Genomic DNA, 26,888 nt, shown 5'->3' with positions numbered 1-26,888 from the left:
AAAGCTATCCGCGATTATAAAAGTTGGTTAAGATTTTCGCATGACTCGTTGGCGGGAATATTTAACAACTTTAGTGATCGCGGTTTTTTTTGCGCTTTTCGTGCGCAGCTATCTGATCACTGCCTATAAGGTTCCAACGGGCTCCATGCAGCCAACCCTGAAGCCGGGCGACTTTATTTTCTCTTCTCGTCTTGCTTACGGAATTCAAATTCCACTTTCCGATAAAAAATGGCACCTGGTCTTTCCAAGTCGTGGTGACGTGGTGGTTTTTAACTATTCCAATCAGCACGATGTCTCAAACGTGAAACGAATTATCGGTCTTCCGGGTGATAAAATTCAGATTCAAAACGGACGACTGATTTTAAACGATCAACCCTTACAATACACTTTGGCCTCAGACAGTCGCACGGATAATCCGAATCAGGATTTGTTCGATATCTATGAGGAAAAATATCAGGACATTTCCTGGAAAGTGATTTTCCAAAAGCAGTTCGAAGGTAAAGATTTCGGTCCAATCGTCGTTCCTCCCGGAGAGGTCTTCATTTTGGGGGATAATCGTGATGCGAGTGACGACTCGCGCTATTGGGGGACGGTTCCGGCTTCCCAAATCATGGGAAAAGTCGTTCTGATCTGGCTTTCCCTTGATTGGCAGGAAAAGTGGGGCGGAGACCGTTATCCTTCGGTGCGTTGGAACAGAGTTTTTTCTGCGGTTCATTGACAGAAATCTCATCGCCTTCTAGGCTGTTCTTCTAGATGTCATCTAGAACTCAGCACTCCATTCTTAATTTAGTTAACCTTGAAAAAGAAAAGATCAGTCGTCTATTTTCAACAGCAGATCAGTTGGCAGCTAATCCATTTTTACCATCCAAGGGCTTCGGAAAAACCGGAGCCCTTTTGTTTTTTGAAGCCAGCACCCGGACTCGTATGAGTTTTGAAACTGCGTGCGCGCAACTTGGTGTTCATCCGATGCTTTTGGATGGAAAGTCCGGCAGCAGTCTGGAAAAAGGCGAAACTCTGGAAGATACGGTTCTAAATGTGGCAGCCATGAAGCCTGCATTTCTGGTGATTCGCTCCGGGGATGAGTTGGATTTCAACGCTATCGCGAATCAAGTTTCAATGCCGGTAATTAATGCCGGTTGGGGAAAACAAGGGCATCCCACACAGGCTTTGTTGGATGCTTATACAATCAGAAAACACCTGGGCTCGATAGAAAATCAAAAAGTTCTGATTGTGGGCGATGCCCGACATTCCCGCGTAGCGGCTTCTCACATCGAACTTGCAGCAAAGTTGAACTATGAAATCGCCTTTTGCGGCCCGCAGGAGTTTATGCCTTCGCAAAAAGGTCTCAAAGTTTTTGCGACTCTTTCTGAAGGTTTGAAGTGGTGTACAGTGGCGATGGCGTTAAGAGTTCAGCTCGAGCGTCATCAGGCCAGTCATTCCTTGGCGAACTATCGCCGTGATTTTGGATTTACAGTTGAAAATTTAAAGGATCTTTCCAGTCAGGCTTTGATCATGCATCCGGGACCCATCAATCAGGGAACCGAAATGGATGCAGAGGTTTTGCAGATGGATCCGCGTTGTCGCGTGTTGGATCAGGTCACCAATGGAGTCCTGGTTCGTCAGGCGGTCTTGCTTGAAGTTTTGGGGGGAGTATGAAGGGTTGGCTTGTTTTAGAAACGGGCGAAGTTTATCAAGGAGCCTGGCATGGTGGTGAAAACCGTGCGGGTGAAGTGGTCTTCAATACTTCTCATTCTGGTTACGAGGAAATTGCGACGGACCCATCTTATTTTTCACAGATCGTGGTAATGACGGCTCCGATGCAGGGAAATTACGGTATCGAAGATGAAGCATGGGAATCCCGCCAGCTTTGGATTGAAGGATTTATTTGTCTGGAAGTTCAAGACTCCGAACGTGACCAGGCTTGGAAAAAACGTCTGATTGAAAACAAAATCCCGATGCTGACAGAGCTTGATACCCGCCACTTGGTTCTAAGACTTCGTAAAGGTGGAACTCCGTGGGGAGCATTGGTTCAAGCCGCAGACCAAAATCAGGCCAAAGCCATTGCCCAGGATTTGATCTCTAAAAAGAAAACTTTGGACAAGGACTGGGTTTATCTGGCTTCGCGCCCAGCACCTGAGGTGCGCCGTGGTGAAAACATGGTGGGGCCGCGTGTGGCGGTTTTGGATTTTGGCAGCAAGGAAAACATCCTTCGTGAGCTGCAAAATCGTTGTTCTGAAATAAAGATCTTCAATAGCCGCAGTTCTGTGCAGGAAATCATGGATTATAATCCCGATGGCATCATGTTGACCAACGGTCCCGGTGATCCTGCGGATGTAAAGGTGGCAATCGGCACGGTGAAAGAGCTTTTGGGAGTTAAACCCATCTTCGGAATCTGCATGGGGCACCAAATCCTGGGATTGGCTTTGGGAGGCAAAACCTACAAGCTGAAATTTGGCCACCGTGGCAGCAATCATCCGATTCAGGATCAGATTTTAAATCAAATTTATATGACCAGCCAGAATCATGGCTATGCCGTGGATCCGGCAACTTTGCCTGACGATGTCAAAGTGACGCACACCAATCTAAATGATGGCACTGTGGCAGGTTTTTATAGTGAAAAAAGAAAGTGTTTGGGAATACAATATCATCCTGAAAGTTGCCCAGGCCCGCATGAAGCGAGTGGCCTGTTTAGTTATTTTGTAGAGCGGATGATATGAACGAATACGAAAAGTTAATCGAAAAGATTCTAAATCATTTTGTTAGCGATGCCTTCAAGGATGAGTTGGCTATGGCCAAAAAGGAATTCTTTGAAAATGCCGGAACTCTGGATGAAAACTCCGAGCACTATGAATCCCGCATGGCACAGTTCTATGACTGGTATTTCTTTACCCGCGAATTAAAAGGTTTTGGGCAAACGCCTTTGGATGCCTGCCACCTGGTTCGCGAGCTTCGCTTTACCGAAGATGAAAAAGAACTTATCGAGGTATTGAAAAAACACCGTCATTCCATTTTTGAATTTATCAAAATTAAAAACGGCGACGTTTACATCAAAGATCTTATGGCCAATAAGAAATTGATCGTTAAGGAGTCTCCGTACGTATTTGGCTTTGATCCTGACGAGTTGTTCGAGGTTCGTTTGATTCCTCACGGGGAATCCTACATTTTCACTCGTGGCTTTTGCTTCCATCCGGAAAGTGCCAAAAAGTTTATCTTGAGTGAAGTAAAGCGCCATCGCAAAGATCCGGATTTGGATCCTGATCTGATGATGCTTCGTTTGATCAAGATGAGATATAAATTCGAGCAGTACAAGCACGTAAGGCCCGAGATGATTTACTCCAACGAGGGTAAGTTAGGTATTTAGTTTATTTTTATTAACTCCGGTATATCCGGAGTTTTTTTTGCTTAGGTTTTGACATTAGTTTTTTGCAAGGGGGAATGAGTGCCACGTAAGTCCGACATTAAGAAGGTTTTGATTATTGGATCCGGACCGATTGTGATTGGACAAGCCTGTGAGTTTGATTACTCCGGTACTCAGGCCTGTAAAGCGCTGATGAAGGAGGGCCTTGAAGTCATTCTGGTGAATTCCAATCCTGCGACTATCATGACTGATCCCGAAATCGCCACGCGAGTGTATGTGGAACCGTTAAAAGTCGATTACCTGGAAAAAATCATCGCCAAAGAAATGCCCGATGCGGTTATTCCTACTTTAGGGGGACAGACGGCTCTGAATCTGGCGCTGGATCTGCACGGGAAAGGCATCTTGCAAAAGTATAAAGTGCAACTTCTGGGTGCGACTCCTCAAGTAATCAAAGCCGGAGAGGATCGCGAGATTTTCCGCGGCCTTCTGGATAAGATTGGCGCGCGTTATCCGAAAAGCCATTTGGTTCGCACCTTCGAGCACGGTCTTCAGGTTGCAGACGATTTGGGATATCCGTTGATCCTTCGTCCAAATTACACATTGGGTGGTGGCGGTGGCGGTATCGCGTATTCTCCCGAAGAATATCAAAACATGCTGGTCGGTGCTCTACATGAAAGCCCTACCTCCGAAGTTTTGGTCGAAGAAAGCATTCTGGGCTGGAAGGAATACGAACTTGAAGTTATGCGTGACTACAAAGGTTCCTTCGTCGTGGTTTGCTCAATTGAAAACTTTGATCCTTGCGGTGTTCACACCGGGGACAGCATCACAGTTGCTCCTCAGCAAACTCTTAGTGATCGTCAGTATCAGGCCATGCGTGACGAGGCCTGCAAGATCATCAATGAAGTCGGCATTCAAACGGGTGGCGCAAATATTCAGTTTGCAGTTCATCCGACCACGCACGAGCGTGTGGTGATCGAAATGAATCCGCGAGTCAGCCGCTCTTCCGCACTGGCAAGTAAGGCAACGGGCTTCCCGATTGCGAAAATCGCGGCACTGTTATCCATTGGTTATAGTCTTGAAGAACTAAAAAACGATATTACCCAGGTGACACCATCTTGTTATGAGCCGGCACTAGATTACGTGGTAACTAAAATTCCTCGTTTCGCCTTCGAGAAATTCCAAGGCTCCAAAGACTCTTTGACCACACAAATGAAAAGTGTCGGTGAAGTCATGGGGATCGGGCGCACCCTGCAGGAATCCATGATGAAAGCATTGGCCAGTCTGGAAGCAAATCCCCAGGCGATTCCCGAAGTCGTTTTGGAGACGGGCAAGGTTTCATATCCAAACAGCCAGCGCATCTACCATCTTTTCCAGGCTTTCCGTGATGGAAAAACTGTCGCCGAAATTCAGGACCTGACTGGAATTATTCCGTACTTCCTTGAACAGGTTGAGGGCTTGGTTAAGTTTGAATCCAAATTTAAAACTGAGTTTAACGAATCCAATACTGACTTGCTGCTGGCAGCTAAACGTAAAGGATTTACGGATGCACGTTTGGCAAGTTTGCTGGGTCAGAATGCAAAGTACATTCAGACCTTGCGTGAAAAACACCAGATGTTTCCAAAATACTCTCAGGTGGACACTTGCGCCGGGGAGTTCGAGTCTTCCACGCCTTACTTCTATTCTAGTTACTGGGCTCTCGAATCCGCTGTGGTGGATGCCAAAGATGCAGTCGTGGTTATCGGCAGTGGCCCGAATCGAATCGGGCAGGGCATTGAATTCGACTACAGCTGTGTTCGTGGTGTGAAAGCATTCCGCAAGAACGGCAAAAAAGTCATCATGGTGAATTCAAATCCTGAAACTGTTTCGACAGATTACGACACCTCTGATGTTCTGTTCTTCGAGCCACTGACTTCAGAAAGCTTGATCGAAATCATGCGCTTTATGAAGCCTTTCGGATTCGTTGCACAATTGGGTGGACAGACGCCGATCAACATTGCTCCAGATCTTGTGGCAGCTGGATATCAGCTGATGGGGTCTTCGCTTCAGACGATTGATTTGGCCGAAGACCGAGGCCTCTTCACGAAGATCTGCAAAGAACTTAATTTTGAAATTCCAAACTCGGCGATGGCGGGTTCATTGGAAGAGGCGCTGGCCAGCGAAAAAAATGTCGGATACCCGATGATCTGCCGTCCAAGTTATGTCCTGGGTGGGCGTCGCATGGAAGTGATCGAAAATCGCGATGAATTGATTTCCTACTTCCAACGTCACGGTGATTATATCTCAGCGGATAAGCCCTGCATGATGGATCAATTTCTGGCTGGTGCCCTTGAAGTGGACGTCGATCTGGTGCGCGGAGTTGACTGGACACTTGTGGGCGGCGTGGTCGAGCATATCGAAGCTGCCGGAGTTCACTCGGGCGATTCCATGGGGGTATTGCCTCCACATCGTTTGAAAAATGAAACCTGTGATCGCATTGAACAGCTTAGTATTCAGTTGGCAAATCGTATTGGAGTGATCGGTCACTTGAATCTGCAATTAGCAGTTAAGAACGACATCGTGTACATGCTTGAAGCCAACCCCCGCAGTTCTCGCTCGGTTCCATTCGTGGCAAAAGCGACAGGAATTCCGTTGATTGACCTGGGGGTGGCGGCAATGTTGGGTAAAAAAGCCAGCGAGCTGCAGCTTTCAAAACTAAAATGGAGAAACACCAATACCGTTTCAGTAAAAGGTGTCGTGTTTCCATTTAAAAAGTTCCCTGAATCAGACTCCATTTTGGGGCCTGAGATGAAATCAACGGGCGAAAGCATGGGGCGCGGTAAAGATTATTCCGAAGCTCTTTGCAAAGCGTTTCTTTCAAGTAACATAAGACTTCCAAAAACCGGTCAGGTGTTCTTCTCTTTGCGTGATAAAGATAAGGAGGCCATGCTGCCTTTGGTTCGCGAACTGCAAAGAATGGGATACGGAGTTTCCGCAACAACGGGAACTGCTGCTTTCTTTAATGAAAAGGGTGTTAACTGTTTATCCCTCAGAAAAGTCGATGAAGGCCGCCCGCACTGCGTGGATAAAATCCGTTCGGGGGAAGTGGCGTTTGTAATCAATACGACTTCGGGTCGCCGTGCGATCGAAGCCAGCTTCGACATTCGTCGAGCTTGCACAGACTATAATATTCCATGTCTTACTGAAAGCGACGCTGCCGAAGCCTTCGTTCTTGCTTTAAAAAATACGCGAAATGAGTCATCATCAGTCGAAGCGTTACCTTCGATGGAGGTCTTTTGATTTCATTTTCACGTTTTTTGGGAAAAGTGGCGGTGGCGGCCCTGGTCGCTACCACAGTTGCTGGCACGACAGTTTTTGCTGCGGATAAAACACCCAAGCAATTGACGATCGGGATGATTCCCGGTGGTGATCCCAAAAAAGAAACTGAGCAGGGGGTCGCTCTTGCTCGGGAATTGCAAACCCGTTTGCAAATTCCCGTGACGATGTATATTTCAAAAAGCTACGCCGGCCTGGTTGAGGCGATGAAAAATAAAAAGGTGGATTTCGCCTTTTTCTCCTCCTCCACGTACGTATTTGCCGAAAAGCAGGCGCAAGCCAAAGTACTTTTGAAAAAAGTGTGGCAGGAGCCGTACTACTACTCCGCGATTATCGTTCCCGCGAACTCAAAAATAAAAACCGTCAAAGATCTTAAAGGTAAGAAAGTGGCATTTGTCGACGAGCAATCGTCGTCCGGATACCTGTATCCTAAGGTTGAAATTCGCAAACATGGTTTGGAAGACAAAGATTTAAAAATTCAATTCACCGGAAATCACCAGGCGTCGATTAAGGCTCTTGAGTCCAATGAAGTCGATGCAGCCGCGGTATTTAGTGATGACGAAAAAGGCAAACAAGGCGCTTGGGTTAAGTTTGCTGACGCCAAAAAGAAGTACCGGGTCATCTGGATGAGCCAGCCCATTCCAAACGATCCGTTCTGTGTACGCCAGGATTTTTACGACGAATATCCCAAAGTCACCCACGATATGATGTTCGCATTGATCGAAATTCTGGAACAAACAGCGGATAAAAACACTTATTCTGAAATTTTGGGTTCTCGTGACTTGATGCCTGCCACTTCTAAACAGTATGATCCTGTTAGGGAGATGGTGAAAGCTTTGAATATTGAGCTAAAACCTTAATGCATCAATGTCAGTACTACTTGTTGAAAAGCTAAATAAGACTTTCAAAGGCGGCCTTTTCGAAAAAGATCGCCATGTATTGCAGGACGTTTCATTTCATTTGCCCGAGGGCGAGACCACGGGATTCGTGGGCAGCAACGGGGCCGGAAAAACCACAACAATCAAATGTATTTTCGATTTCATTCGTCCTGACAGCGGACGAATTGATTTCTTTGGCAGCCCGCTTAGCAGTGAATCCAAAACCCGCATCGGCTACCTTCCGGAGCGCCCTTATCTCTATGAGTTTTTAACGGGCATGGAGTTCCTTCGCTTGCATTGGAACCTTTGCTACGGCCTGACTCAAAAAGATTTTATCGAACGCGCCCACGAAGCTTTAAAAAAAGTGGATTTGTTTGATGCCCGCGATCGTCGTTTGCGCACGTATTCCAAAGGAATGCTGCAAAGAGCGGGGATCGCCCAGGCTATTTTGACTCGCCCTGATTTATTGATTTTAGATGAGCCCATGTCTGGCCTGGATCCCGATGGCCGTGCTCTGGTGAAGGACATCCTTCGCGAAGAACAAAAGCGCGGAGTCACTCTTTTTTTCAGTAGTCACTTGCTGCAGGATATGGAAGAGCTTTGTTCCCGCCTGGTCGTCGTAAATAAAGGAAAAATTCTTTACGAAGGGGCCCTGACTCAGTTTATGGCGGAATTCCAAAGTCTGGAAAAAGCGTTCCAGGTTCAAAAGAATCGCGAGGCTGGCAATGTCTAAGGTTTGGACTCTGGCAAAAACAACTTTACGGGAAATGTTGCGCGAGAAAATCTTTTTCGTGGTGATTGTGATTGCTGTCCTGATGATTGCTTTAAGCTTTCTTTTGGGCGCACTTTCCTTTGCCGAACAGATGAAAATCATGGCAGATTTCGGTTTTCTTGGAGTGCAATTGGCTCTATTGGGAATTTCGCTTTTCTCCGGCTCTTACATCATCGCCAAGGAAGTCGAAAAGCAAACCTGCCTGTTGATTTTATCGCGACCGGTTTCGCGTAATCAGTTTATTTTGGGAAAATTGTTTGGAGTACTGGCTTTGAACACTATTTTGCTGATTATCCTGGCGCTGATTCTGTCGGTGTTACTGGGAATCTGGACGACACCTTCGCAGTTAAAAGGCTTTGCCGAAATCTGTTTAAGCCTGTGGTTTGAAAGCTCCGTAATTCTGGCATTTGTCATGTGGTTTAGCCTTGTGGTTCGCCCGGTGCTGGCACTCTGCGCGGGAATCGTTTTGTTCCTGCTGGGGCATTGGCTGGGCGATCTGGCATTTTTCGCCTCTAAAAGCAAAGAAGCTTTATTCACTCAAATCGTCGAGATCCTGCATTGGATCGTTCCAAACCTTTACCGTATGAATTGGAAGTCAGCGTATTATCTGCAGGAAGGACTTCCTGCCAAAGATGTTCTGTGGATGACAGCGCATATGACGGGTTGGTTTGTGATTTTCGTGTTGTTGACCAACTTCTGTTTCAGGAGAAAAGACATTGTCTAGCTTAGATTCTTTCTATTATATCGCGTTCTTTGTATTCGGTGCTTTGTTTGGCAGCTTCGGAAACGTGATCATCTATCGCCTGCCGCGGGAAGAAAGTGTCGTGAAGCCACGTAGCTATTGCTATGGTTGTAAAAATCAGATTGCCTGGTACGACAATATTCCTATTTTCAGCTGGTTTATTTTACGCGGAAAATGTCGCAAGTGCGGTGCCAAGTTTTCCTTCCGATATCCCCTAGTTGAAATCATCATGGGTGTGCTTTTTGCCCTTTGCTATCACTATGCTGGCATCTCCTGGTCACTCATTGAGTACCTGCTGTTCGTTTTTGGTTTGGTCGTTTGCACCTTCATCGACCTGGATCATATGATTTTGCCGGATGAGTTCACTCTTTCCGGAATCGTAATTGGTTTGGTCGGGGCGGCATTAAACCCTCAACGTGAATTCCTGGATGCTCTTTTTGGTGTATTGATGGGCGGTGGTTTTCTGTGGGGCATGGCTTACCTATATTGGATCTTCACCAAACAGGAAGGCATGGGCGGGGGAGACATCAAACTTCTTGCCTGGATCGGCGCCATCGTCGGCTGGCAGGCAATCCCTTTCGTGATTATGTCATCAGCCATTATCGGAAGTGTTGTCGGTATCGTCGCCGCCAGAAAACAAAAAGCAGGACTAAAGACCGTGATTCCATTCGGACCTTACCTGGCCTTGGGTGCTATCTTGTATTTGTTCGGCGGCCAGACGATAGCATTGTGGTACCTGGACCTTTTTCTTCCGGGATTAAGGTAAACCTGCTAGACCCCCGGTTTGACATTCTATTCCCGACCAGAAATAATTTACTATGTTAGACTTGCGTCTGAAGGACGTAAGTCTTTAAAAAGACATCGAAGTGGTTCAACTGGGGAAGCAGCTAAAGAATGTTTTTTAAATCTAAAAAAGTAATCGGACTCGACATCGGTACGAGTTCCATTAAATTAGCCGAAATGGACGTGAGTGGAAAGGGAGCCCAGCTGCTTTCCTTTGGTATCGTGCCAACTCCACCCAACTCCGTTTCCGGTGGTGAAATTGTCGATATCGCCTCAGTCGGAATCGCGATTCAAAATCTGATTAACGAAGTTAAATCAAAAAGAAAAAACATCGCCACAGCTATGTGGGGAACTGCGGTTATCGTTAAGAAAATCACAATTCCCAAGATGGATAAAAAACTGGTGAAAGACCAGATTCGCTTTGAGGCCGAACAGTACATTCCGTTTGATATCAACAATATCAGCCTCGCTCACCATATTCTTCCAACCAGCGTATCTCCGGATACAATGGATATTTTATTGATTGCCGCTCAAAACGAGCTGGTCACTCAGTACACGCAAGTGATCGAATTCAGCGCCCTGAAATGTTCAATCCTGGATGTCAGTGGTTTTGCGCTGGCGAATTCCTTTGAAGTGAACTACGGAAAGTTCACAGGCGAAGTTGTGGGGCTTTTGAATTTCGGTGCTTCCATCACAAATTTCGTGGTGCTTCAGTACGGCGAAATTATCTTCTGTCGTGATATTCCAGTGGGCGGCGCTAACTACACCAATGAAATTCACAAAGCCATGGGTGTGACTGTGGGCGAGGCGGAAGCACTTAAGCTGAGCGCCGTATCCCGTCGTGACGTTCCTGATGATGTTCACAGTGTGATCAGTGCAACCAACGAAGCCGTTACCGAAGAGATTCGCAGCAGCTTGGATTTCTTAAGCGCCACTACAAATGGACTAACTTTGAATCGTTGTTTCTACACGGGTGGCAGTTCGCAGACTTCAGGTCTGGTGGAGACAATTACCCGTGTGACCGGCATTCCGATGGAGCCATTCAATCCGTTTGCCAAGATCAAAGCCAATCCGAAAAAATTCTCTCCAGAGTATCTGGCGCAGATTAGCAATTTTGCAGGTGTTGTAACCGGCTTGGCATTGCGCCAGGAGGGTGACGGCACATGATTAAAATTAATCTTGCCTCCTCACAAGTTGGAACAAACGCCGCACTCGGTGCACAGTTCGGCGACGGTGAAGTTGGTGACGTTTTAATCTCCGATGAAACCCGCAAGGAAGCCATAAAGCGACTGGTTGTCGCTTTGATTCCTGTGATTGGTCTTTATGCTTATCAGGAACAACATATTCCTCAGTTGCAGGCTCGATTAAGCTCTTTGCAGGCAAATCTGCGCGAGCTTGAAGACTACAATGCCAAACAGGCAGCCTCCGTGGCCGAGATCAAGAAGTTCAAAGAGGACGAAGCCGTTATCGAGGCAAGGATTTCCGCTTTGGATAAAATCTCCAGAGACCGCTATCGCGAAATTCGCGTGATGGATCTTTTGCAGCAGGTAATTCCTGAAAAGGCGTGGCTGACACAGATTAATTTGAATCCGGAAAAAATGAATGTGCAGGGCTTGGGACTGAGTGATTTTGAAGTGTCCCAGTTCCTGGAGGCATTGACGAAGAGTGTGTTCCTGATGGACGTGAATCTGGTCAGCTCAACCGAGGTGACAGTGGAAGGTATGATCTTAAAGAAATTTGAGATCAGCGCGGTTTTGGAGAGATCACCATGAATAAATTCTTCGAAACTTTAGCCACATATACCTACGGAAAAGCATTCGGACTGGGCATCTTACTGTGCGCCGTTTTCTATTTTACTTTGTACGATGATGGATCTGCGTTGGAGGCCCAAATTGCCGGAGTCCAACAACAGGTCCAGGAACAGGAAGCGAAGAAAAAAGACACCGATGCGACTTTGAAGCAGGTGAATGAAATGCGTGAAAAGCTGGGACGCTTAAGTCAGCAGTACCAGGAAATTTCACGTCGTCTTCCGACTGTTTTGTTCTCAATTGACATAAATAAAGCTATTGATGGATTCGCGCGCGGAGCAGGTGTCAGTGTGAAAATCAAAAAGCCCACCGACAACATCAAGCGTGAAGTCGTGGAAGAAGTACCTGTGGACGTGACACTTGAGGGCAGCTACGCCCAATTGGCGCAGTTTGTGAACCTCGTGTCTTCATCCGAGCGTATGGCGCGCGTAAAGAATATTGTAATCTCAGAACAGTCGGATGCAGATCCAACGAAGCGGTTGAAATTTGAAGGCCAGGTTGTGGGTTATAAACTTGCACCTGAAAAAGAGAAAACGGGGACGGCGCAGTGAAATCAGTAAGATGGATGATGTCTTACATTATAGTTGCCGCATTAGGGCTTTGGCTGGCATTCGCTGTCAGTGCCAGGTTCATGTCTCCGGCGTATTCTCAGGAGCAGCCGCCAGCAGCGGAACTTCCTCCAGCACCTCCGGCAGCGCCACCAGCGGGCGGGCCGAACAATGGGGATTTGCCGCCAGAGTTTATGAATGAAATCAATCAGGGTCAGCCTGCAGGAGCTCCGCCTCCTCCAGCTCCTGCACCACCGGAAAATGTACAAGCGGCTCCGCCGGCAATTCCACCTCCTAATCCAGGTGATTTCCCGCAACAGGAACCGATGCAAATGGGTGATGCCGTTACGGCTCCTGCTGCGCCTTCGATCTCTGACATGCTGTCGAAGGACAGCTATGCCTATGATCCAAATGGCAAGCGTGATCCATTTAAACCATTCCGTATTATCAAAATTTCCCGTAAGGAAATTCCAACAGATCAGCTGGAACCATTGCAGCGTTGGGATTTGGACAGATTGCAGATTATCGGTATCCTGTGGGATGTGAAAACTCCACGGGCGATGATTCGCGATCCAGATGGTGGTGTTTTCACTGTGGTTAAGAATTCAAAAATGGGCCGAAAAGATGGATATATTTCGGCTATCCGTGAAGGCGAGGTTGTCGTCATCGAAACACGTTACGATGAAGATAAACCTGTTAAAGAATCTCGCATCATGGAGTTTAAAAAATAATCTCTTTAAGGGAGGTACTAATGAACGGATTCATTAGATTAATGATCGTCGCTGCATTGATTGCATCGCTTACCTCGTGTGCAAGTCGCCCGGCACAGGATGATCTTTCATTGGATGAAGGCCTGGATTCTTCAGCTAACGCTGAGCTAAGTCTGGATGACTCTGGTGGTGAAGAATCATTTGCCGAAAGTGAACCAGCTGCGGCTCCTGCAGATTCTGGCAGCACTGACGAATTTGCTGATTTTGAAAATGAAGATGCGGCAGCTCAGCCAGCGCAGCAAGCTCAACAAGGTGGAAACCTTGAGGACGAGTTCAATATGGCTGAAGGCGATGCTCCTCAACAGGCTCCAGCAGAACAAGCACCGGCTCAGGCCGATGCAGGTCCTGTTGAAATGCCGCCTATTGAAGATATGGCTCCTCCAGCAGAGCCTGAAATTGCAGATATGCCAGAACAACCTGCTGCACCTGCACCAGAACCTGAAATTGCACAAGAAACAGTATCGGTTCCTGAGGCGGCTCCGCAATCAAGACCAGCTACGATCACGGATTTGCAATTTAAATCCAATGAAAACGGCGGTACGGTTGTTGTTCAGGCAAATCGTCCATTGAATTTTACAACTCGTTCAAATCCTGATTTGCATCAGTATATCGTCGAAGTTGAAAATGCGATTCTTCCGGATCGTTTGAAACGTTCATTAAATACAAAAGACATCCGTGGAGCAGTGGGCGCAATTGATGCTTACCAAAATCCGGGTTCTACAACGGCTCGTTTTGTTATTCAACTGCGTGACGGTGTTTCCGAGCCTGCAGTTCAAAACGAAGGTAATTCTTTATTGATCGTCGCAGCTGGTACCGCAACTTCAAATGTTGCTTCCGGTTCTGCGGGTGCAGACATGGAAGTTGACGGCGTTGAAGGCAAAATTCTTCCAAATCAGAATTTGACGGAATTCCTGACTGGCAACACTCAGTTCTACGGTAAAAAAATCTCGATCGAAACCAGCAACATGGATATCCGCGACGCTCTTAATCTGATCACAGAGGAAAGTGGCGTGAATATGGTCATCGCTGAAGAAGTTCGCGGTAACGTCAGCTTAAAACTTCGTCAGGTTCCTTGGGATCAGGCGCTAGTGGTTTTGATGAGAGCACGTAAACTTGGTTACACTCGTCAAGGCAACGTACTAAGAATTGCTCCACTGGTGGATTTGCGTTCTGAAGAAGATGACGCCAATAAACTGGCTTTGGCTCGTAAGAATCTTGAACCACTTAAAGTTCGTATGTTCTCGATCAGCTACGCAAAAGTTGATGATCTTGAAAAGAAACTAAAAGACTTTATCGGTGAGCGTGGCAAAGTTGTCGGCGACCCTCGTACAAGTTCTTTGGTAGTGACGGATATCGCTGAAAATCTTGAACGTGCGGCAAAACTAATCCGCAGTCTTGATACTCAGCCGCCTCAAGTGTTGATTGAAGGTAAAATCGTTGAAGCCTCCGAGCGTTTTCAACGTCAGGTGGGTGTTAGCTGGAACGTATCGGGTCAGTCCATCAATCTGGGGAACACTCAGCGTGGACCTGTGACGATGAACCCAAGATTCAACATCAACCCGACAAATACGCAAACAGGGAACTTCAACTTCTCTGTGGACGTAGGAACGTTGGATATCTTCGGAAGTATCTCCGCAGCCCTGGCCTTATCCGAAACAGAGGACAAAGTTAAGACGCTTTCCTCACCAAGAATCCTGACTATGTCAAATGAGACAGCATACATTAGTCAGACGACAGAGGTACCGGTCAAGCAGGTGACTATTACAGGAAATTCACAGCAAGAAACGTATCAATTCAAGCCGTTGGCCCTGCGTTTAGACGTAACTCCTCAGGTAACTGTCGACGGATCTGTTATGATGAAGGTGAAGATTGCTCGCCAAACTCAGGGTGCCGTTCAAAAAGACGGCTCCTTCTCGACGGACAGTCGTGAAGCGGACACCCGTGTTTTGGTTAAGAACGGGCAAACGGCGGTTATCGGCGGTATCTACTCCAGCGATGCAACGGAAGCAGAAGTTGGAGTGCCTTGGTTCCGCGAGATCCCAGTGCTTGGCAACTTGTTCAAAATGCAGAACAAGACCAAGGATAAAAGAGAGCTTTTGGTATTCCTGACTCCGCGAGTGACTACTCCAGCAGTTGGGCCGAACAGCGCAACAGAATAACAGCGGGGGAGAAAATGAAAATCGTCAAACTGGCGTTAATAACATTAGCTTTCGCAAGTCTCACTTCCTGCTCAGGCGGAGAAGGAACGGCTGTTCAGGTTTCTGTTTCTTCAAATATCAAATGGACGGTGCCATCTAAGGGAATCTCTTGTTTTTCAAATAAGACGGCACTCGCAAATAGCACCACTCCTGAAAAAGACGTTTCTGAAGCGTATTTTTCAATTCCAACGGTCAGCTTCCAGGTCGCGAATAAAGCCATGGATACCTACATTACTTTAATCAAAGTTATGTATACTCCTCCGAACGGATCCGCACTCGTGTGCGACTTCGCGGATGAAAATCTAGCGGCATTAAAAGCAACTTGGTGGAGTGCCACTAATAAGATTTCGATGATTCCCGCAGGTACAGCCGATTCGGCTGCCATCACTGACTGTCCAATTAAGTGCGGAGGTATCAGCATAGATATCGCTAATTTTACAGCGAGTGGAACTATTAAGATCTACGGATACCAAGCAGATCCAAATGATCCAGAAGTTCAAGAGGGCTTTGTGTCGACGACCTACTTCACTTACGGCACGCAGTTTTAATTTTCGAACATTTAAGAATAAAAAGCAAATAAGCTGCAGCTCCAAAAGCCGCAGCTTTTTTGTTATTTAACGCATGAAACACCCGGCGCTTGGTTAGCCACATTGCTAACTGAATAGCAAATAGCCCCAGTAGCGTCTTTAATTTGGATGATCTGACTGACCACGCCACGGTCGCTCACAATTTCCACCAGCTCTGCTGTGGACCCATCAGTAAATGTAGAAGAGGCCTTTGTTTTACTTCCAGCCGACGCGGCAAACCCGCCCAATCCTGCTAAAATGAGTAAAATTATCAAGTAGACGCGCTTATTCATAAATTGCTCCTTAGCTGCGTGATTTCGGCCCTTAAATGTTTTATAGGAATTCCCATGGATCTTTTTTCCGCTTCCTCGGCATCTCTATCGACCTCTCCCTTGTCCGAAATCCTTCGTCCAAAAAATCTGGATGAAATCATCGGGCAGGAAAGGACCATTGGAGTACAGTCTAAGCTGGGACAAATGCTTCGCAAAGGCTACTTGCCAAGTCTCATAATCTGGGGCCCTCCGGGCACCGGCAAAACGACTTTTGCTTTGGCTCTTAGCCAACATTTCAAAGCCCACTTTGAAAATATCAATGCCACAGAGGCGGGGACCAAAGCTTTGAGGGAAATCGGCGAAGCGGGCCGTGATCGTCGTCTTCAATATCAACAAAAAACCATACTTTTCGTGGACGAGATCCATCGTTTCAACAAAGGTCAGCAGGATGTCCTTCTGCCTTTCGTGGAAAAAGGCGATCTGGTATTGGTCGGCGCAACCACTGAAAACCCCAGCTACGAACTAAACCGGGCTCTTTTAAGCCGCTGCCGCGTGGTGGTCTTCGAACGACTTAGCGAGGCGAATCTCCAACACATAGTAAAGCGTGCCGAAGAACAGTACGCAAAGCCTCTGACTCAAGTTCTACAACCCGAAGCCATCGAAAACTTATTGCAGTTTTCAGACGGAGACGCCCGTCGTCTGATCAACAGTCTCGAAATCCTGTACAGCTTTATGAAAGACGGCGAGGAAGCTCCGCTATCAACCAACGATATGCGCGAGCTGCTTCAGCAAAACCCTATCGGCTACGACAAGAATTCAGAAATGCACTACGACGTCATTTCTGCATTCATCAAAAGTATCCGTGGCAGCGATCCAGATGCAGCAGTTTATTATCTGGCGCGCATGCTGGACGGCGGGGAAGACCCTGTGTTCATCGCCCGTCGTCTGATCATCCTGGCATCTGAAGACATCAGTAACGCCGATCCGCGCGCTATTTCCGTGGCTATCGCGGGCCTACAAGCCGTCGAAGCGATCGGTATGCCTGAAGGCGCCATCACTCTTTCCCAAGTGGCGACCTATTTAGCGTCGTGCCCGAAATCAAACGCATCTTACATGGCTCTTCACAAAGCTCGCGCTCTCGTTGAGACAACGAAGACTGTTCCGGTTCCGTTACACTTAAGATCTTCCAAAACAGCTTTGTCCAAAGAGTTGGGGTATGGACGGGATTATAAATATCCGCATGATTATCCTACTGGTTGGACTGAACAAAGTTATCTGCCTGATGAACTCAAGGGCGAAAAAATTTATGAACCTACTAGTCATGGGTTTGAGAAGAACATTCGTGAGTACCTCGCCTGGATGAAGCAACGCCGCTCCGAAAACAAAGAGTCTTAGTCTTCGGCCCTTCGCCTCAGCTGCGGGCCTCGGGGTATGCTTGTATCCGCGACACGCCTTCCGGGCTCACCGTGGCCCGCCCTCCTTCGCTTTGCTACGGCGGACGGGTGCGCGCCATCGTGGCGCCCACGGAGGTCGCTGCACATGCATACCCCGAGGCCCGCAGCTGAGTCGAACGGCCTCTACTCGTTTCGTTTTTTTACGGGGACTAAAAAGAAGAAAGGGCCTTTGGCCCCTTCTTTTTAGGAAGGGGAAGATCTTGGGTGGAATGTTGGGGCTCTTTTTTTTGTCGCTACAAAAATAAAAGAAGGGACCTTTTGGGTCCCTTTCTTACGTCTATTTTCGATTGTCGATTTTCTATTTTCTATATGGCTCTGTGGGCGCATACGCAGAGGCATTCTTGATTGCCTTGCGAGGTGTGGGTGTGTTTGGTGTTGGCTGGGATTTCTACTCTGTCGCCCGGGCGAAGTACGAATTGGTTGCCGGAGATGTTGAATAGCATTTCGCCGGCTACGATGATTCTTACTTCTGCGAAGGGATGTCTGTGTTCTGGGATTTTGGTTTGTGGAGCGTAGACTTCGTCGTACGGCTCCAGGCCTTCGGATTCCAGGATCATGTGCACTTGGGATTTGTTTGGTACGAGTGGTGCTTGCCAGCGTGTGATAATCATTGTTTGCCTCTTTCATTTCCCAGTTCAGATAAGAATATTTAGCGTGTTAATGTGTGCTAAATTTCGTGAAAGTTTATGTGCCCTTTGGACCCGATTATCTGCCTGAGTTCTTTCATAACTATCTCAAATCGGAACATGAGTTACAAGTCACGCCGCGATTGACTCGCCTTGAAACACGTTTCTGCTGTGAAAATCAATTTGCTACAGGATAAGAGACTGGTTTCTTCATAAATAAAAAAACAACGTTAAGTCCACCCCTAGGATGTCGATACCTTTATGGTAAAGAAAGGCCCAGTTCGGGGAGGGTATTTTGAGCAATTCTAAATCAAAGTCGACACACGCGGAACTTGATCACATCTTGAATTTTGTCGATTCCTCAAAGGGGCTTCGCGCGAAAATGAATGATACTGGCAGAGTGCAATTGCGCCAGGATCTAGACGGTAAATTATTTACTTTCAGCTCTCAGGATATCAACGAAGTCCTGCACAGAGCAGACTCTGAAGGTAAAGCTTTCTTGCAGGTGAACTTCAAGAATGGCGCTAAGATTTTGTTAACTGAAACGTTGATCGGCTTTAAGCCTATCGAAACTCTGGGGCTGGATATGTCCAGAATCCCAAAAGTTGTTACAACTCCTGACTTGGTCAGTGTTTTTGAAGCAATTGAAGAGTCTTTGGGTGCTGATAACGGCAACGATACAGAAACAGAGATCCTAAAGAAGGTTTATTTGGCTATTATTAGCGGTGGCGAAAAGGTCGGCTTCGATTTAGCTGCAGAACGTAAGTGGTTAAACCGACTTCTTGCGTCTAAATTTAAAGCTTCTGCTTAAAAATCAATAAATACAAACAGTTAAATATGTTTTTTCGAATAAACGAGGCCCCAGCCTCGTTTATTTATTAGGCAGAAAAACGATGCCCATTAAATTTTCGAAAAAAAGCTATTGACCTTTTTCGGGGTCTGAGCGAAAACCAGTCCCACTTTGCGGGGGTATAGCTCAGCTGGGAGAGCGTCTGATTTGCATTCAGAAGGTCGCAGGTTCGATCCCTGTTACCTCCACCAAATTACTTTTTTAGGACTTTTGTCGATTCGATAAAAAAATAAAAAAGATTGTTGACGGGGACAAAATACAGAGTAATATCTGTTCCTCGCGCTGCTGAAAGGCAGTGAATTTTAAGTTTCGCTCTTTGAAAACTGAATAGCTAGAAGAAATAGATTTTTGGGCTCTTAGAATACTGAGTAATCAGTATTCACAATTTCAAAAAATATTCGAACAAACAACAAGCGTAAGCTAGTAGTTTGCAAGATTCAGAATTTAAACTGGAGAGTTTGATTCTGGCTCAGAACAAACGCTGGCGGCGTGCCTAATACATGCAAGTCGAACGGGGAAAGCTTTCGGGTGAGTACTAGTGGCGCACGGGTGAGTAACGCGTGGATAATCTGCCTTAGAGTGGGGGATAACTAGTCGAAAGATTAGCTAATACCGCATAAGACCACAGGAGCTGCGGCTCTCGAGGTCAAAGGTTTTTCGCTCTAAGATGAGTCCGCGTAAGATTAGCTAGTTGGTGAGGTAATGGCTCACCAAGGCGACGATCTTTAACTGGTCTGAGAGGATGATCAGTCACACTGGAACTGAGACACGGTCCAGACTCCTACGGGAGGCAGCAGTAGGGAATATTGCACAATGGAGGAAACTCTGATGCAGCGACGCCGCGTGAGTGATGAAGGCCTTCGGGTCGTAAAGCTCTGTCGCAGGGGAATAACACAATGAATGTACCCTGTAAGAAAGGATCGGCTAACTTCGTGCCAGCAGCCGCGGTAAGACGAGGGATCCTAGCGTTGTTCGGAATCATTGGGCGTAAAGCGGGTGCAGGTGGCTATGTAAGTCAGGTGTGAAAGCCTGGGGCTCAACCCCAGAAGTGCATTTGATACTGCGTAGCTTGAGTGCTAGAGAGGATAGTAGAATTCTTGGTGTAGTGGTAAAATACGTAGATATCAAGAGGAATACCGGTGGCGAAGGCGGCTATCTGGCTAGACACTGACACTCAGACCCGAAAGCGTGGGGATCAAACAGGATTAGATACCCTGGTAGTCCACGCTATAAACGATGGATACTTGTTGTTGGAGGTATTGACCCCTTCAGTGACGAAGCTAACGCGTTAAGTATCCCGCCTGGGGAGTACGGTCGCAAGATTAAAACTCAAAGAAATTGACGGGGGCCCGCACAAGCGGTGGAGCATGTGGTTTAATTCGATGCAACGCGAAGAACCTTACCTAGGCTTGACATGTACTGGAATATTGGCGGAAACGCCGTAGCCCGCAAGGGCCGGTACACAGGTGCTGCATGGCTGTCGTCAGCTCGTGTCGTGAGATGTTGGGTTAAGTCCCGCAACGAGCGCAACCCCTGCATTTAGTTGCCAGCATTCAGTTGGGCACTCTAGATGGACTGCCGGTGTTAAACCGGAGGAAGGTGGGGATGACGTCAAGTCCTCATGGCCCTTATGCCTAGGGCTACACACGTGCTACAATGGTAGTCACAAACTGAAGCGAAGTCGCGAGATGGAGCTAATCGGAGAAAAGCTATCTAAGTTCAGATTGGTCTCTGCAACTCGAGACCATGAAGTTGGAATCGCTAGTAATCGCGGATCAGAATGCCGCGGTGAATACGTTCCCGGGCCTTGTACACACCGCCCGTCACACCATGAAAGTTGGTTGTACCAGAAGTCGCTGCGCTAACCGCAAGGAGGCAGGCGCCCAAGGTATGGTCGATGATTGGGGTGAAGTCGTAACAAGGTAGCCGTAGGGGAACCTGCGGCTGGATCACCTCCTTTCTAAGGATTATGGTGATCGGCATTTCAAGCTTGTCTTGAAAAAAGCAATCACAATCTTAGGTCAACGCTTCTCTTCCCGAGATAGCGTGAGTCCCAAAAATCTTTTCTAGCTGTTTAGTTTTGAAAGAGTGAAAACTCTTATACGCATCTAACATGGGCCAGTAGCTCAGTTGGTTAGAGCACACGCTTGATAAGCGTGGGGTCGGAAGTTCGAGTCTTCCCTGGCCCACCAACTTTCAACAAATTGAGTTGGTCTGTTAGAGGTGAATAAGAAGTTTCGCGCTTGAACGATTTTCGTTCTTTGACAATTGAATAGATTGATTTAGTTGATTTTTAGCGAGGTTAGTTCCATTTTTTAAAGCTACAAAGGGCTTACGGTGGATGCCTTGGCACTAAGAAGCGATGAAGGACGTGGTAAGCTGCGATAAGCTTCGGGTAGTGGCACACACACTTTGACCCGGAGATTTCCGAATGAGGAAACTCATCATTTTATGATATCATTCACTGAATACATAGGTGTCTGAAGCGAACGAGGGGAAGTGAAACATCTCAGTACCCTCAGGAAGAGAAATCAATTCCGAGATTCCCCCAGTAGTGGCGAGCGAACGGGGAACAGCCTAAACCTTTTTCATTTATTTGAAAGAGGGGTCGTGGGACCGCGATATGGGACCGGAGAGTATAGAACAACAGTCTGGAAAGTCTGGCAAGATAGGGTGATAGCCCCGTGTTCGAAATGCTCAATGGCTCTAGCGGCATCCCGAGTACCACAAAACACGTGAAATTTTGTGGGAATCTGTGAGGACCACCTCATAAGGCTAAATATTCCTTAGTGACCGATAGTGAACAAGTACCGTGAGGGAAAGGTGAAAAGAACCCCGAGAGGGGAGTGAAATAGAAACTGAAACCGTAAGCTTACAAGCAGTTAGAGCCCCTTACGTGGGTGATAGCGTACCTTTTGCATAATGAGTCAGCGAGTTATGTTTGCAAGCGAGATTAAGCCGTTGAAGGTGTAGTCGTAGCGAAAGCGAGTCTGAATAGGGCGTTTAGTTTGCAGGCATAGACCCGAAACCCGGTGATCTAATCATGGACAGGTTGAAGCGAGGGTAACACCTCGTGGAGGACCGAACAAGTTGAGGTTGAAAACTCTTTTGATGATCTGTGATTAGGGGTGAAAGGCCAATCAAACTGGGTGATAGCTGGTTCTCCCCGAAATATATTTAGGTATAGCGTTGAGTAAAAAGTATCGTGGAGGTAGAGCACTGAATGGGCTAGGGGTCTTTACCGGATTACCAAACCCAAATAAACTCCGAATGCCACAGATATGTTCCTCAGCAGGCAGACGCAGGGTGATAAGGTCATGCGTCGAGAGGGAAAGAGCCCAGACCAACAGCTAAGGTCCCTAAATGCACGCTCAGTGGAGAACGTTGTGGAGTTACTTTGACAACTAGGAGGTTGGCTTAGAAGCAGCAATCCTTTAAAGAAAGCGTAATAGCTCACTAGTCTAGTGACTCTGCGCGGAAGATACAACGGGGCTAAGCGTGTTACCGAAGCTTTGGATTAAGATATTTTATATTTTAGTGGTAGGGGAGCGTTCTAGCGTAGGATGAAGGTTGACCGGTAGGACAGCTGGACGAACTAGAAGTGATCATGCTGACATAAGTAGCGTTGAACTCGGGTGAAAAACCCGGGCGCCGAAAACTCAAGGATTCCTGGGTAAAGATAATCTTCCCAGGGTTAGTCGAGTCCTAAGATGAGGCCAAGTGGCGTAATCGATGGCAAAACGGTTAATATTCCGTTACCTAGCAAATTGTGTTTAAGGAATGACGGTATAGGCTATCTCAGCCTCTTATTGGATTGAGGTGTAAGCGTGTAGGTGGTGTCGTAGGCAAATCCGCGGCACATAACACTGAGGCGTGAATGCGAGGATCTTTGATCCGGAAGTGAGAAAAGCCATGTATCCAAGAAAAGTTTCGTAAATTTAGATTTGTTAGCTCGTACCGTAAACCGACTCAGGTGAGTGGGGTGAATATCCTAAGGCGATGGGGTGAATTTTGGTCAAGGAACTCGGCAACTTAACACCGTAACTTCGGGAAAAGGTGTGCCCGCGAGAGTGTAAGGATTTACTCCCCAAGCTTTTTCGGGTCGCAGAGAAATGGGAGTAGCGACTGTTTATCAAAAACACAGGTATGTGCAAAGTCTCAAGACGAAGTATACATACTGACGCCTGCCCGGTGCTGGAAGGTTAAGAGGATTAGTTAGCGCAAGCGAAGCTGAGAATCGAAGCCCCAGTAAACGGCGGCCGTAACTATAACGGTCCTAAGGTAGCGAAATTCCTTGTCGGGTAAGTTCCGACCTGCACGAATGGCGTAACGACTTCTCCGGTGTCTCGACCAAATGCCTCGCGAAATTGAATTCTCGGTGAAAATGCCGAGTACCCGCAGAAAGACGGAAAGACCCCGTGAACCTTTACTGTAGCTTGGCAGTGATTTTAGAGTTGGCATGTGTAGGATAGGTGGGAGACTTTGAAGCAGGGGCGCTAGCCCTTGTGGAGTCAACCTTGAAATACCACCCTTGGCACCTTTGAAATCTAACCTGCTGCTCTTTACGAGCAGAGGGACACTGTCTGGTGGGCAGTTTGACTGGGGCGGTCGCCTCCCAAAAAGTAACGGAGGCGCGCGATGGTCCCCTCAGCCTGATTGGAAACCAGGCGTCGAGTGCATTGGCATAAGGGGGCTTGACTGCGAGACCTACAAGTCGAGCAGGTGCGAAAGCAGGCCAAAGTGATCCGGTGGTCCCGCGTGGAAGGGCCATCGCTCAACGGATAAAAGGTACTCCGGGGATAACAGGCTTATTCCATCCAAGAGTCCATATCGACGATGGAGTTTGGCACCTCGATGTCGGCTCATCACATCCTGGGGCTGGAGCAGGTCCCAAGGGTTTAGCTGTTCGCTAATTAAAGTGGTACGCGAGCTGGGTTCAGAACGTCGTGAGACAGTTTGGTCCTTATCTTCTGTGGGCGTATGAGATTTGAGTAGACCTGTCCTTAGTACGAGAGGACCGGGATGGACGAACCTCTGGTGTTCCTGTTGTTCTGCCAAGAGCAATGCAGGGTAGCTATGTTCGGAACTGATAACCGCTGAAAGCATCTAAGCGGGAAGCAGACTACAAGATAAGATCTCACTGGGGCTTCGGCCCCCTAAAGACTCCTCGGAGACTACGAGGTTGATAGGCGGAAGGTGTAAGTACAGTAATGTATTCAGCTGATCCGTACTAATAGGTCGTGAGGCTTTTTTAAAAAACATTCTTCTAACTTTTAAGTTACGAAGATTTCGTCTCTAAGACTTCCCTTCATTGGGAACGAGAGACTAGCTCTCTGAATAAGTAAGAGAGTTAAAACTTGGAACTAACAACGACTCGCTAAAAATCAATTAAATCAATCATTCAGTTGTCTGAAATAGAAAGTAACTTCTCCATTTGTATTGGAAGTAAGTTGCAAAGAAGAACGACGAAGTATAAACGTACTTCATCTTTGTTTTAATAAACGCTTTGCTGGTGTTTATAGCAGAGGGGCCACACCTGATCCCATTCCGAACTCAGAAGTTAAGTCCTCTTGCGGCGATGGTATTGCATGGGCGACCATGTGGGAGAGTAGCACGACGCCAGCTCTTTTTTTACTCGAACCCGGTCTGGAAACAGATCGGGTTTTTTTATGTCTGAAATATAAATAATAAATAGTTTATTTTAATTATTTTGTACTTGTCGGACTGACAGCAGCTGCAGGATTTTGTTGCTGTTGCTGTTGCTGTTGCTGTTGCTGTTGCTGTTGCTGTTGCTGTTGCTGTTGCTGTTGCTGTTGCTGCGGTGGCGGAGTTGATTCTGTTGGTGGGGATTGTCTGTTGAGGGTGCTCATCAGGTAGGTTCGGCCGATTTCGAAGATTTTGTTTTTGCTTTTTATGTCTTTCAAACTCATTTGCAGGATGATGCCTGGGTCTTTTTCGTCGGGCATATCTAAAACTTCTACTTCTAAATAGTAGTTACCTTCTTTGACTCTTTGTAGAGATAGCTTTTCGCTTCCTAGAAGCGTTCGGGCCAGGTCGGATCTTACTTGGTATTCTATCGTAGCGATGGATTGCCACTCTTTTGGTAGTTGTCCGGCTTTTTTTAAACCATCGATATCGTCATTTATCAGTTTAATCAGCTGTTGAGCGGGAGTTAGTTGAATGCAGTTTGCCTGGGAGGAAACGGTACCCTTGATGAAATTAGCTGTTGGGTTGTCTTGAACGATCAAGAAGGCAAGGACTCCTGCTGCTAAAATAACCAGAGTACCAATAAACTTGTAAATCATAGTTGCCCTTCTACCCAGATTCCCTGTTGCTTGAATCGATATTTCTGACAACGGCTTTCTTGGTCAGGAATTTCGAGTTTGTCCTTATATATTATTGGAAAGTTTTGGCAGGGGCTCAAAGGCTTTCGCCGAGGGGACCAAAATCGCTCCTTCGGGCTAGGGTGCTTTGTGACTCTAAATTGCTGAAATTCCACAAGAAAGAGCGCCCTTAAGGGGCTACTGTCAAGGATATCGACAATTGAGAGAGGGGCAGTGGAATCTGGTGAAATCATAAATAGCACATAATTCCCGGTATTTACGCTGATCTGCCAAAACTGGCATTGAGATTGGATATATCCAGGTGAGAGAGGTGTGCCTATGAAAACACTTACCAAACTAACAGTGCTGGCGTTTATCGCTGGATTTTACGTGGGATGCTCCCCGGTTAAATTCGGTGTTAGCAGTGCTGTCTGTAATGCAGATACCGACTGTGTTGTTCAAAACAACAAGAAGGCCTACTCTTACCCGGTTACTGCCGGCGCAGGTAAAGTCGATATCCTCATCGTCAACGACAACTCAGCTTCGATGTCTTTTGAACAAAAGCGCCTGGCTCCTCGCTTTGCTAACTTTATTCAAAATCTGGATGCAGCCAAAGTTGATTATCGAATTGCGATCACGACAACAGATATCAGCGGTGGAGCTCACTCCATGGGTGGTCAGTTGATCTCGTTTGGTGACGGTTCTAAATATATCACTCCTACAAATGGAAACAGAATTTCACTATTCAACTCCGCGATTCAAAGAACTGAAACTAAGAACTGTGAAAACTGGGTGGCAAATTACCTAAGAAACAATGGCTTTAATTCGATCAATACACAGACTTATGTAAATGCTTATAATGCGAACTGCCCATCGGGTGATGAGCGCGGTATCTACAATGCGAATTTGATTGTTCAGAAAAATCCAAACAGCTTCATCCGTTCGGATGCTCACTTGTCGATTATCTTTGTATCTGACGAAGACGAAAGAAGCGGTAAGTACTCTGATGGTTCTTTCCCTTTGGCAAGTTTGGATCAACCGGCGTCATTGCCGAAATCAGTGCAAACTTACCTTGGCAACATCAAGTATAGCTCTTTGTCGATCCACGCGATCGTGGTTAAAGACAACAACTGTCTGGCTCAACAAAATGCTCAGGTGCTTGGCGATAATCCTAATCAGCAAACTCAAGGATTGTTCCCGGGTTCCATTGGCTCTGCTTACTTGTCATTTACTAACGTAAGCCGCCCTTGGGGTGTCGCTGCAGATATCTGTTCTTCTGATTACACAGGTCAGTTGGGCACTATTCAGACCTCGATCCAAGCTAAGATCAAAGACATTCTTTTGAACTGTGCTAATCCAGAGAATCTGACAGTTAAAGTTGGCGGCACTTCGGTGGCGCACTCTGTAAATGGTACGGTCTTAACACTGGGCCAGACGCTGTCTCCGGGCACTACGGTAAACTTGTCTTATCAGTGTGGTTTGTAAAAAAAATTTCGGCTGAAAAATTCAAACAATTTATTTTAAAGGGCGCAGTCTTATCGACTGTGCCCTTTTTCATTTTGAAGCAGATTCCGACCTGAGATGAGACGACCTTCGATAAATGTTTAAATTAATGAGAAAGTTTTAGA

At 46.9% G+C, this 26,888-nt stretch carries 21 protein-coding genes, 2 tRNA genes and 3 rRNA genes; 23 read left to right on the top strand and 3 right to left on the bottom strand.

Features of this window, described 5'->3' with window-relative positions:
• Positions 1-40: 40 nt before the first annotated feature.
• From lepB to ACLWNV_RS14395, 15 genes are all read left to right on the top strand, one after another.
• Positions 41-718, top strand: a complete 678-nt coding sequence (gene lepB, locus ACLWNV_RS14465; RefSeq protein WP_413585153.1) for a signal peptidase I — start codon at positions 41-43, stop codon at positions 716-718.
• A gap of 35 nt (positions 719-753) precedes the next feature.
• Positions 754-1,656 carry an aspartate carbamoyltransferase catalytic subunit gene (locus ACLWNV_RS14460; protein ID WP_413585152.1) on the top strand — a complete coding sequence of 301 codons (903 nt, stop codon included), beginning with the start codon at positions 754-756 and terminating at the stop codon, positions 1,654-1,656.
• Positions 1,653-2,717: a glutamine-hydrolyzing carbamoyl-phosphate synthase small subunit gene (gene carA, locus ACLWNV_RS14455; RefSeq protein WP_413585151.1), complete on the top strand. Its 1,065-nt coding sequence runs from the start codon at positions 1,653-1,655 to the stop codon at positions 2,715-2,717. Before ACLWNV_RS14460 ends, carA begins: the two co-directional genes overlap by 4 nt.
• Positions 2,714-3,361, top strand: a complete 648-nt coding sequence (locus ACLWNV_RS14450; RefSeq protein ID WP_413585150.1) for a hypothetical protein — start codon at positions 2,714-2,716, stop codon at positions 3,359-3,361. Before carA ends, ACLWNV_RS14450 begins: the two co-directional genes overlap by 4 nt.
• Before the next feature lie 78 nt (positions 3,362-3,439).
• Positions 3,440-6,634 carry a carbamoyl-phosphate synthase large subunit gene (gene carB / locus ACLWNV_RS14445; RefSeq protein WP_413585149.1) on the top strand — a complete coding sequence of 1,065 codons (3,195 nt, stop codon included), beginning with the start codon at positions 3,440-3,442 and terminating at the stop codon, positions 6,632-6,634.
• Positions 6,631-7,530: a phosphate/phosphite/phosphonate ABC transporter substrate-binding protein gene (gene phnD, locus ACLWNV_RS14440; RefSeq protein ID WP_413585148.1), complete on the top strand. Its 900-nt coding sequence runs from the start codon at positions 6,631-6,633 to the stop codon at positions 7,528-7,530. The genes carB and phnD overlap by 4 nt, the downstream gene beginning before the upstream one ends.
• 7 nt (positions 7,531-7,537) lie before the next feature.
• Positions 7,538-8,281, top strand: a complete 744-nt coding sequence (locus ACLWNV_RS14435) for an ABC transporter ATP-binding protein (protein WP_413585147.1) — start codon at positions 7,538-7,540, stop codon at positions 8,279-8,281.
• Positions 8,274-9,044 (top strand): ABC transporter permease, encoded by a 771-nt coding sequence (locus tag ACLWNV_RS14430; protein WP_413585146.1) that lies wholly within the window; start codon positions 8,274-8,276, stop codon positions 9,042-9,044. Before ACLWNV_RS14435 ends, ACLWNV_RS14430 begins: the two co-directional genes overlap by 8 nt.
• Positions 9,037-9,828, top strand: coding sequence for a prepilin peptidase (locus ACLWNV_RS14425; protein ID WP_413585145.1), 792 nt, complete (start codon positions 9,037-9,039; stop codon positions 9,826-9,828). The genes ACLWNV_RS14430 and ACLWNV_RS14425 overlap by 8 nt, the downstream gene beginning before the upstream one ends.
• Before the next feature lie 128 nt (positions 9,829-9,956).
• Complete coding sequence (gene pilM, locus ACLWNV_RS14420) at positions 9,957-11,012, top strand: type IV pilus assembly protein PilM (RefSeq protein WP_413585144.1); 1,056 nt, start codon at positions 9,957-9,959, stop codon at positions 11,010-11,012.
• The gene (locus tag ACLWNV_RS14415; RefSeq protein ID WP_413585143.1) at positions 11,009-11,617 is read left to right on the top strand and encodes a PilN domain-containing protein; all 609 of its coding nucleotides are present in this window, start codon (positions 11,009-11,011) and stop codon (positions 11,615-11,617) included. The genes pilM and ACLWNV_RS14415 overlap by 4 nt, the downstream gene beginning before the upstream one ends.
• Positions 11,614-12,204, top strand: coding sequence for a type 4a pilus biogenesis protein PilO (pilO, locus tag ACLWNV_RS14410; protein WP_413585142.1), 591 nt, complete (start codon positions 11,614-11,616; stop codon positions 12,202-12,204). The genes ACLWNV_RS14415 and pilO overlap by 4 nt, the downstream gene beginning before the upstream one ends.
• Positions 12,201-12,932, top strand: a complete 732-nt coding sequence (locus ACLWNV_RS14405; RefSeq protein ID WP_413585141.1) for a pilus assembly protein PilP — start codon at positions 12,201-12,203, stop codon at positions 12,930-12,932. The genes pilO and ACLWNV_RS14405 overlap by 4 nt, the downstream gene beginning before the upstream one ends.
• A 20-nt stretch (positions 12,933-12,952) precedes the next feature.
• On the top strand, positions 12,953-15,130 hold the full coding sequence (gene pilQ, locus ACLWNV_RS14400) for a type IV pilus secretin PilQ (RefSeq protein ID WP_413585140.1): 2,178 nt from the start codon (positions 12,953-12,955) through the stop codon (positions 15,128-15,130).
• A 14-nt stretch (positions 15,131-15,144) separates the two neighbouring features.
• Complete coding sequence (locus ACLWNV_RS14395) at positions 15,145-15,717, top strand: hypothetical protein (RefSeq protein WP_413585139.1); 573 nt, start codon at positions 15,145-15,147, stop codon at positions 15,715-15,717.
• Between the two features lie 62 nt (positions 15,718-15,779).
• Here ACLWNV_RS14395 and ACLWNV_RS14390 read toward each other — a convergent pair whose 3' ends face one another.
• The gene (locus tag ACLWNV_RS14390) at positions 15,780-16,028 is read right to left on the bottom strand and encodes a hypothetical protein (RefSeq protein WP_413585138.1); all 249 of its coding nucleotides are present in this window, start codon (positions 16,026-16,028) and stop codon (positions 15,780-15,782) included.
• A 54-nt stretch (positions 16,029-16,082) separates the two neighbouring features.
• Here ACLWNV_RS14390 and ACLWNV_RS14385 point away from each other — a divergent pair, with 54 nt between their 5' ends.
• On the top strand, positions 16,083-17,402 hold the full coding sequence (locus ACLWNV_RS14385) for a replication-associated recombination protein A (RefSeq protein ID WP_413585137.1): 1,320 nt from the start codon (positions 16,083-16,085) through the stop codon (positions 17,400-17,402).
• 364 nt (positions 17,403-17,766) lie between these two features.
• On the opposite strand, the gene ACLWNV_RS14380 is transcribed toward ACLWNV_RS14385, so the two are convergent.
• The gene (locus tag ACLWNV_RS14380) at positions 17,767-18,072 is read right to left on the bottom strand and encodes a cupin domain-containing protein (protein ID WP_413585136.1); all 306 of its coding nucleotides are present in this window, start codon (positions 18,070-18,072) and stop codon (positions 17,767-17,769) included.
• A gap of 310 nt (positions 18,073-18,382) precedes the next feature.
• Between ACLWNV_RS14380 and ACLWNV_RS14375 the strand changes: the two genes are divergently transcribed.
• The 6 genes from ACLWNV_RS14375 (at position 18,383) to rrf (ending at position 24,562) form a co-directional block, all read left to right on the top strand.
• The gene (locus tag ACLWNV_RS14375) at positions 18,383-18,898 is read left to right on the top strand and encodes a hypothetical protein (RefSeq protein WP_413585135.1); all 516 of its coding nucleotides are present in this window, start codon (positions 18,383-18,385) and stop codon (positions 18,896-18,898) included.
• A gap of 154 nt (positions 18,899-19,052) precedes the next feature.
• Positions 19,053-19,128: transfer RNA gene (locus ACLWNV_RS14370), tRNA-Ala, on the top strand.
• A 255-nt stretch (positions 19,129-19,383) separates the two neighbouring features.
• A 16S ribosomal RNA gene (locus ACLWNV_RS14365) occupies positions 19,384-20,897 on the top strand.
• Positions 20,898-21,052: 155 nt separating this feature from the next.
• Positions 21,053-21,129, top strand: a tRNA-Ile gene (locus ACLWNV_RS14360).
• Positions 21,130-21,251: 122 nt separating this feature from the next.
• Positions 21,252-24,192, top strand: a 23S ribosomal RNA gene (locus ACLWNV_RS14355).
• A gap of 253 nt (positions 24,193-24,445) precedes the next feature.
• Positions 24,446-24,562: ribosomal RNA gene (gene rrf / locus ACLWNV_RS14350) — 5S ribosomal RNA — on the top strand.
• The 16S, 23S and 5S rRNA genes sit together here with 2 tRNA genes alongside, the layout of an rRNA operon.
• 80 nt (positions 24,563-24,642) lie before the next feature.
• On the opposite strand, the gene ACLWNV_RS14345 is transcribed toward rrf, so the two are convergent.
• Positions 24,643-25,242, bottom strand: coding sequence for a hypothetical protein (locus tag ACLWNV_RS14345; RefSeq protein ID WP_413585134.1), 600 nt, complete (start codon positions 25,240-25,242; stop codon positions 24,643-24,645).
• Between the two features lie 357 nt (positions 25,243-25,599).
• Here ACLWNV_RS14345 and ACLWNV_RS14340 point away from each other — a divergent pair, with 357 nt between their 5' ends.
• A complete protein-coding gene (locus ACLWNV_RS14340) occupies positions 25,600-26,745 on the top strand; it encodes a hypothetical protein (protein WP_413585133.1) in 1,146 nt (381 codons plus the stop codon).
• The last annotated feature ends 143 nt before the right edge of the window (positions 26,746-26,888 follow it).

Source organism: Bdellovibrio sp. HCB274 (assembly GCF_047306075.1).
Taxonomy (GTDB): Bacteria; Bdellovibrionota; Bdellovibrionia; order Bdellovibrionales; family Bdellovibrionaceae; genus Bdellovibrio.
The sequence above is the reverse complement of the archived record's forward strand: the minus strand, read 5'-3'. Positions and strand labels throughout refer to the sequence as shown.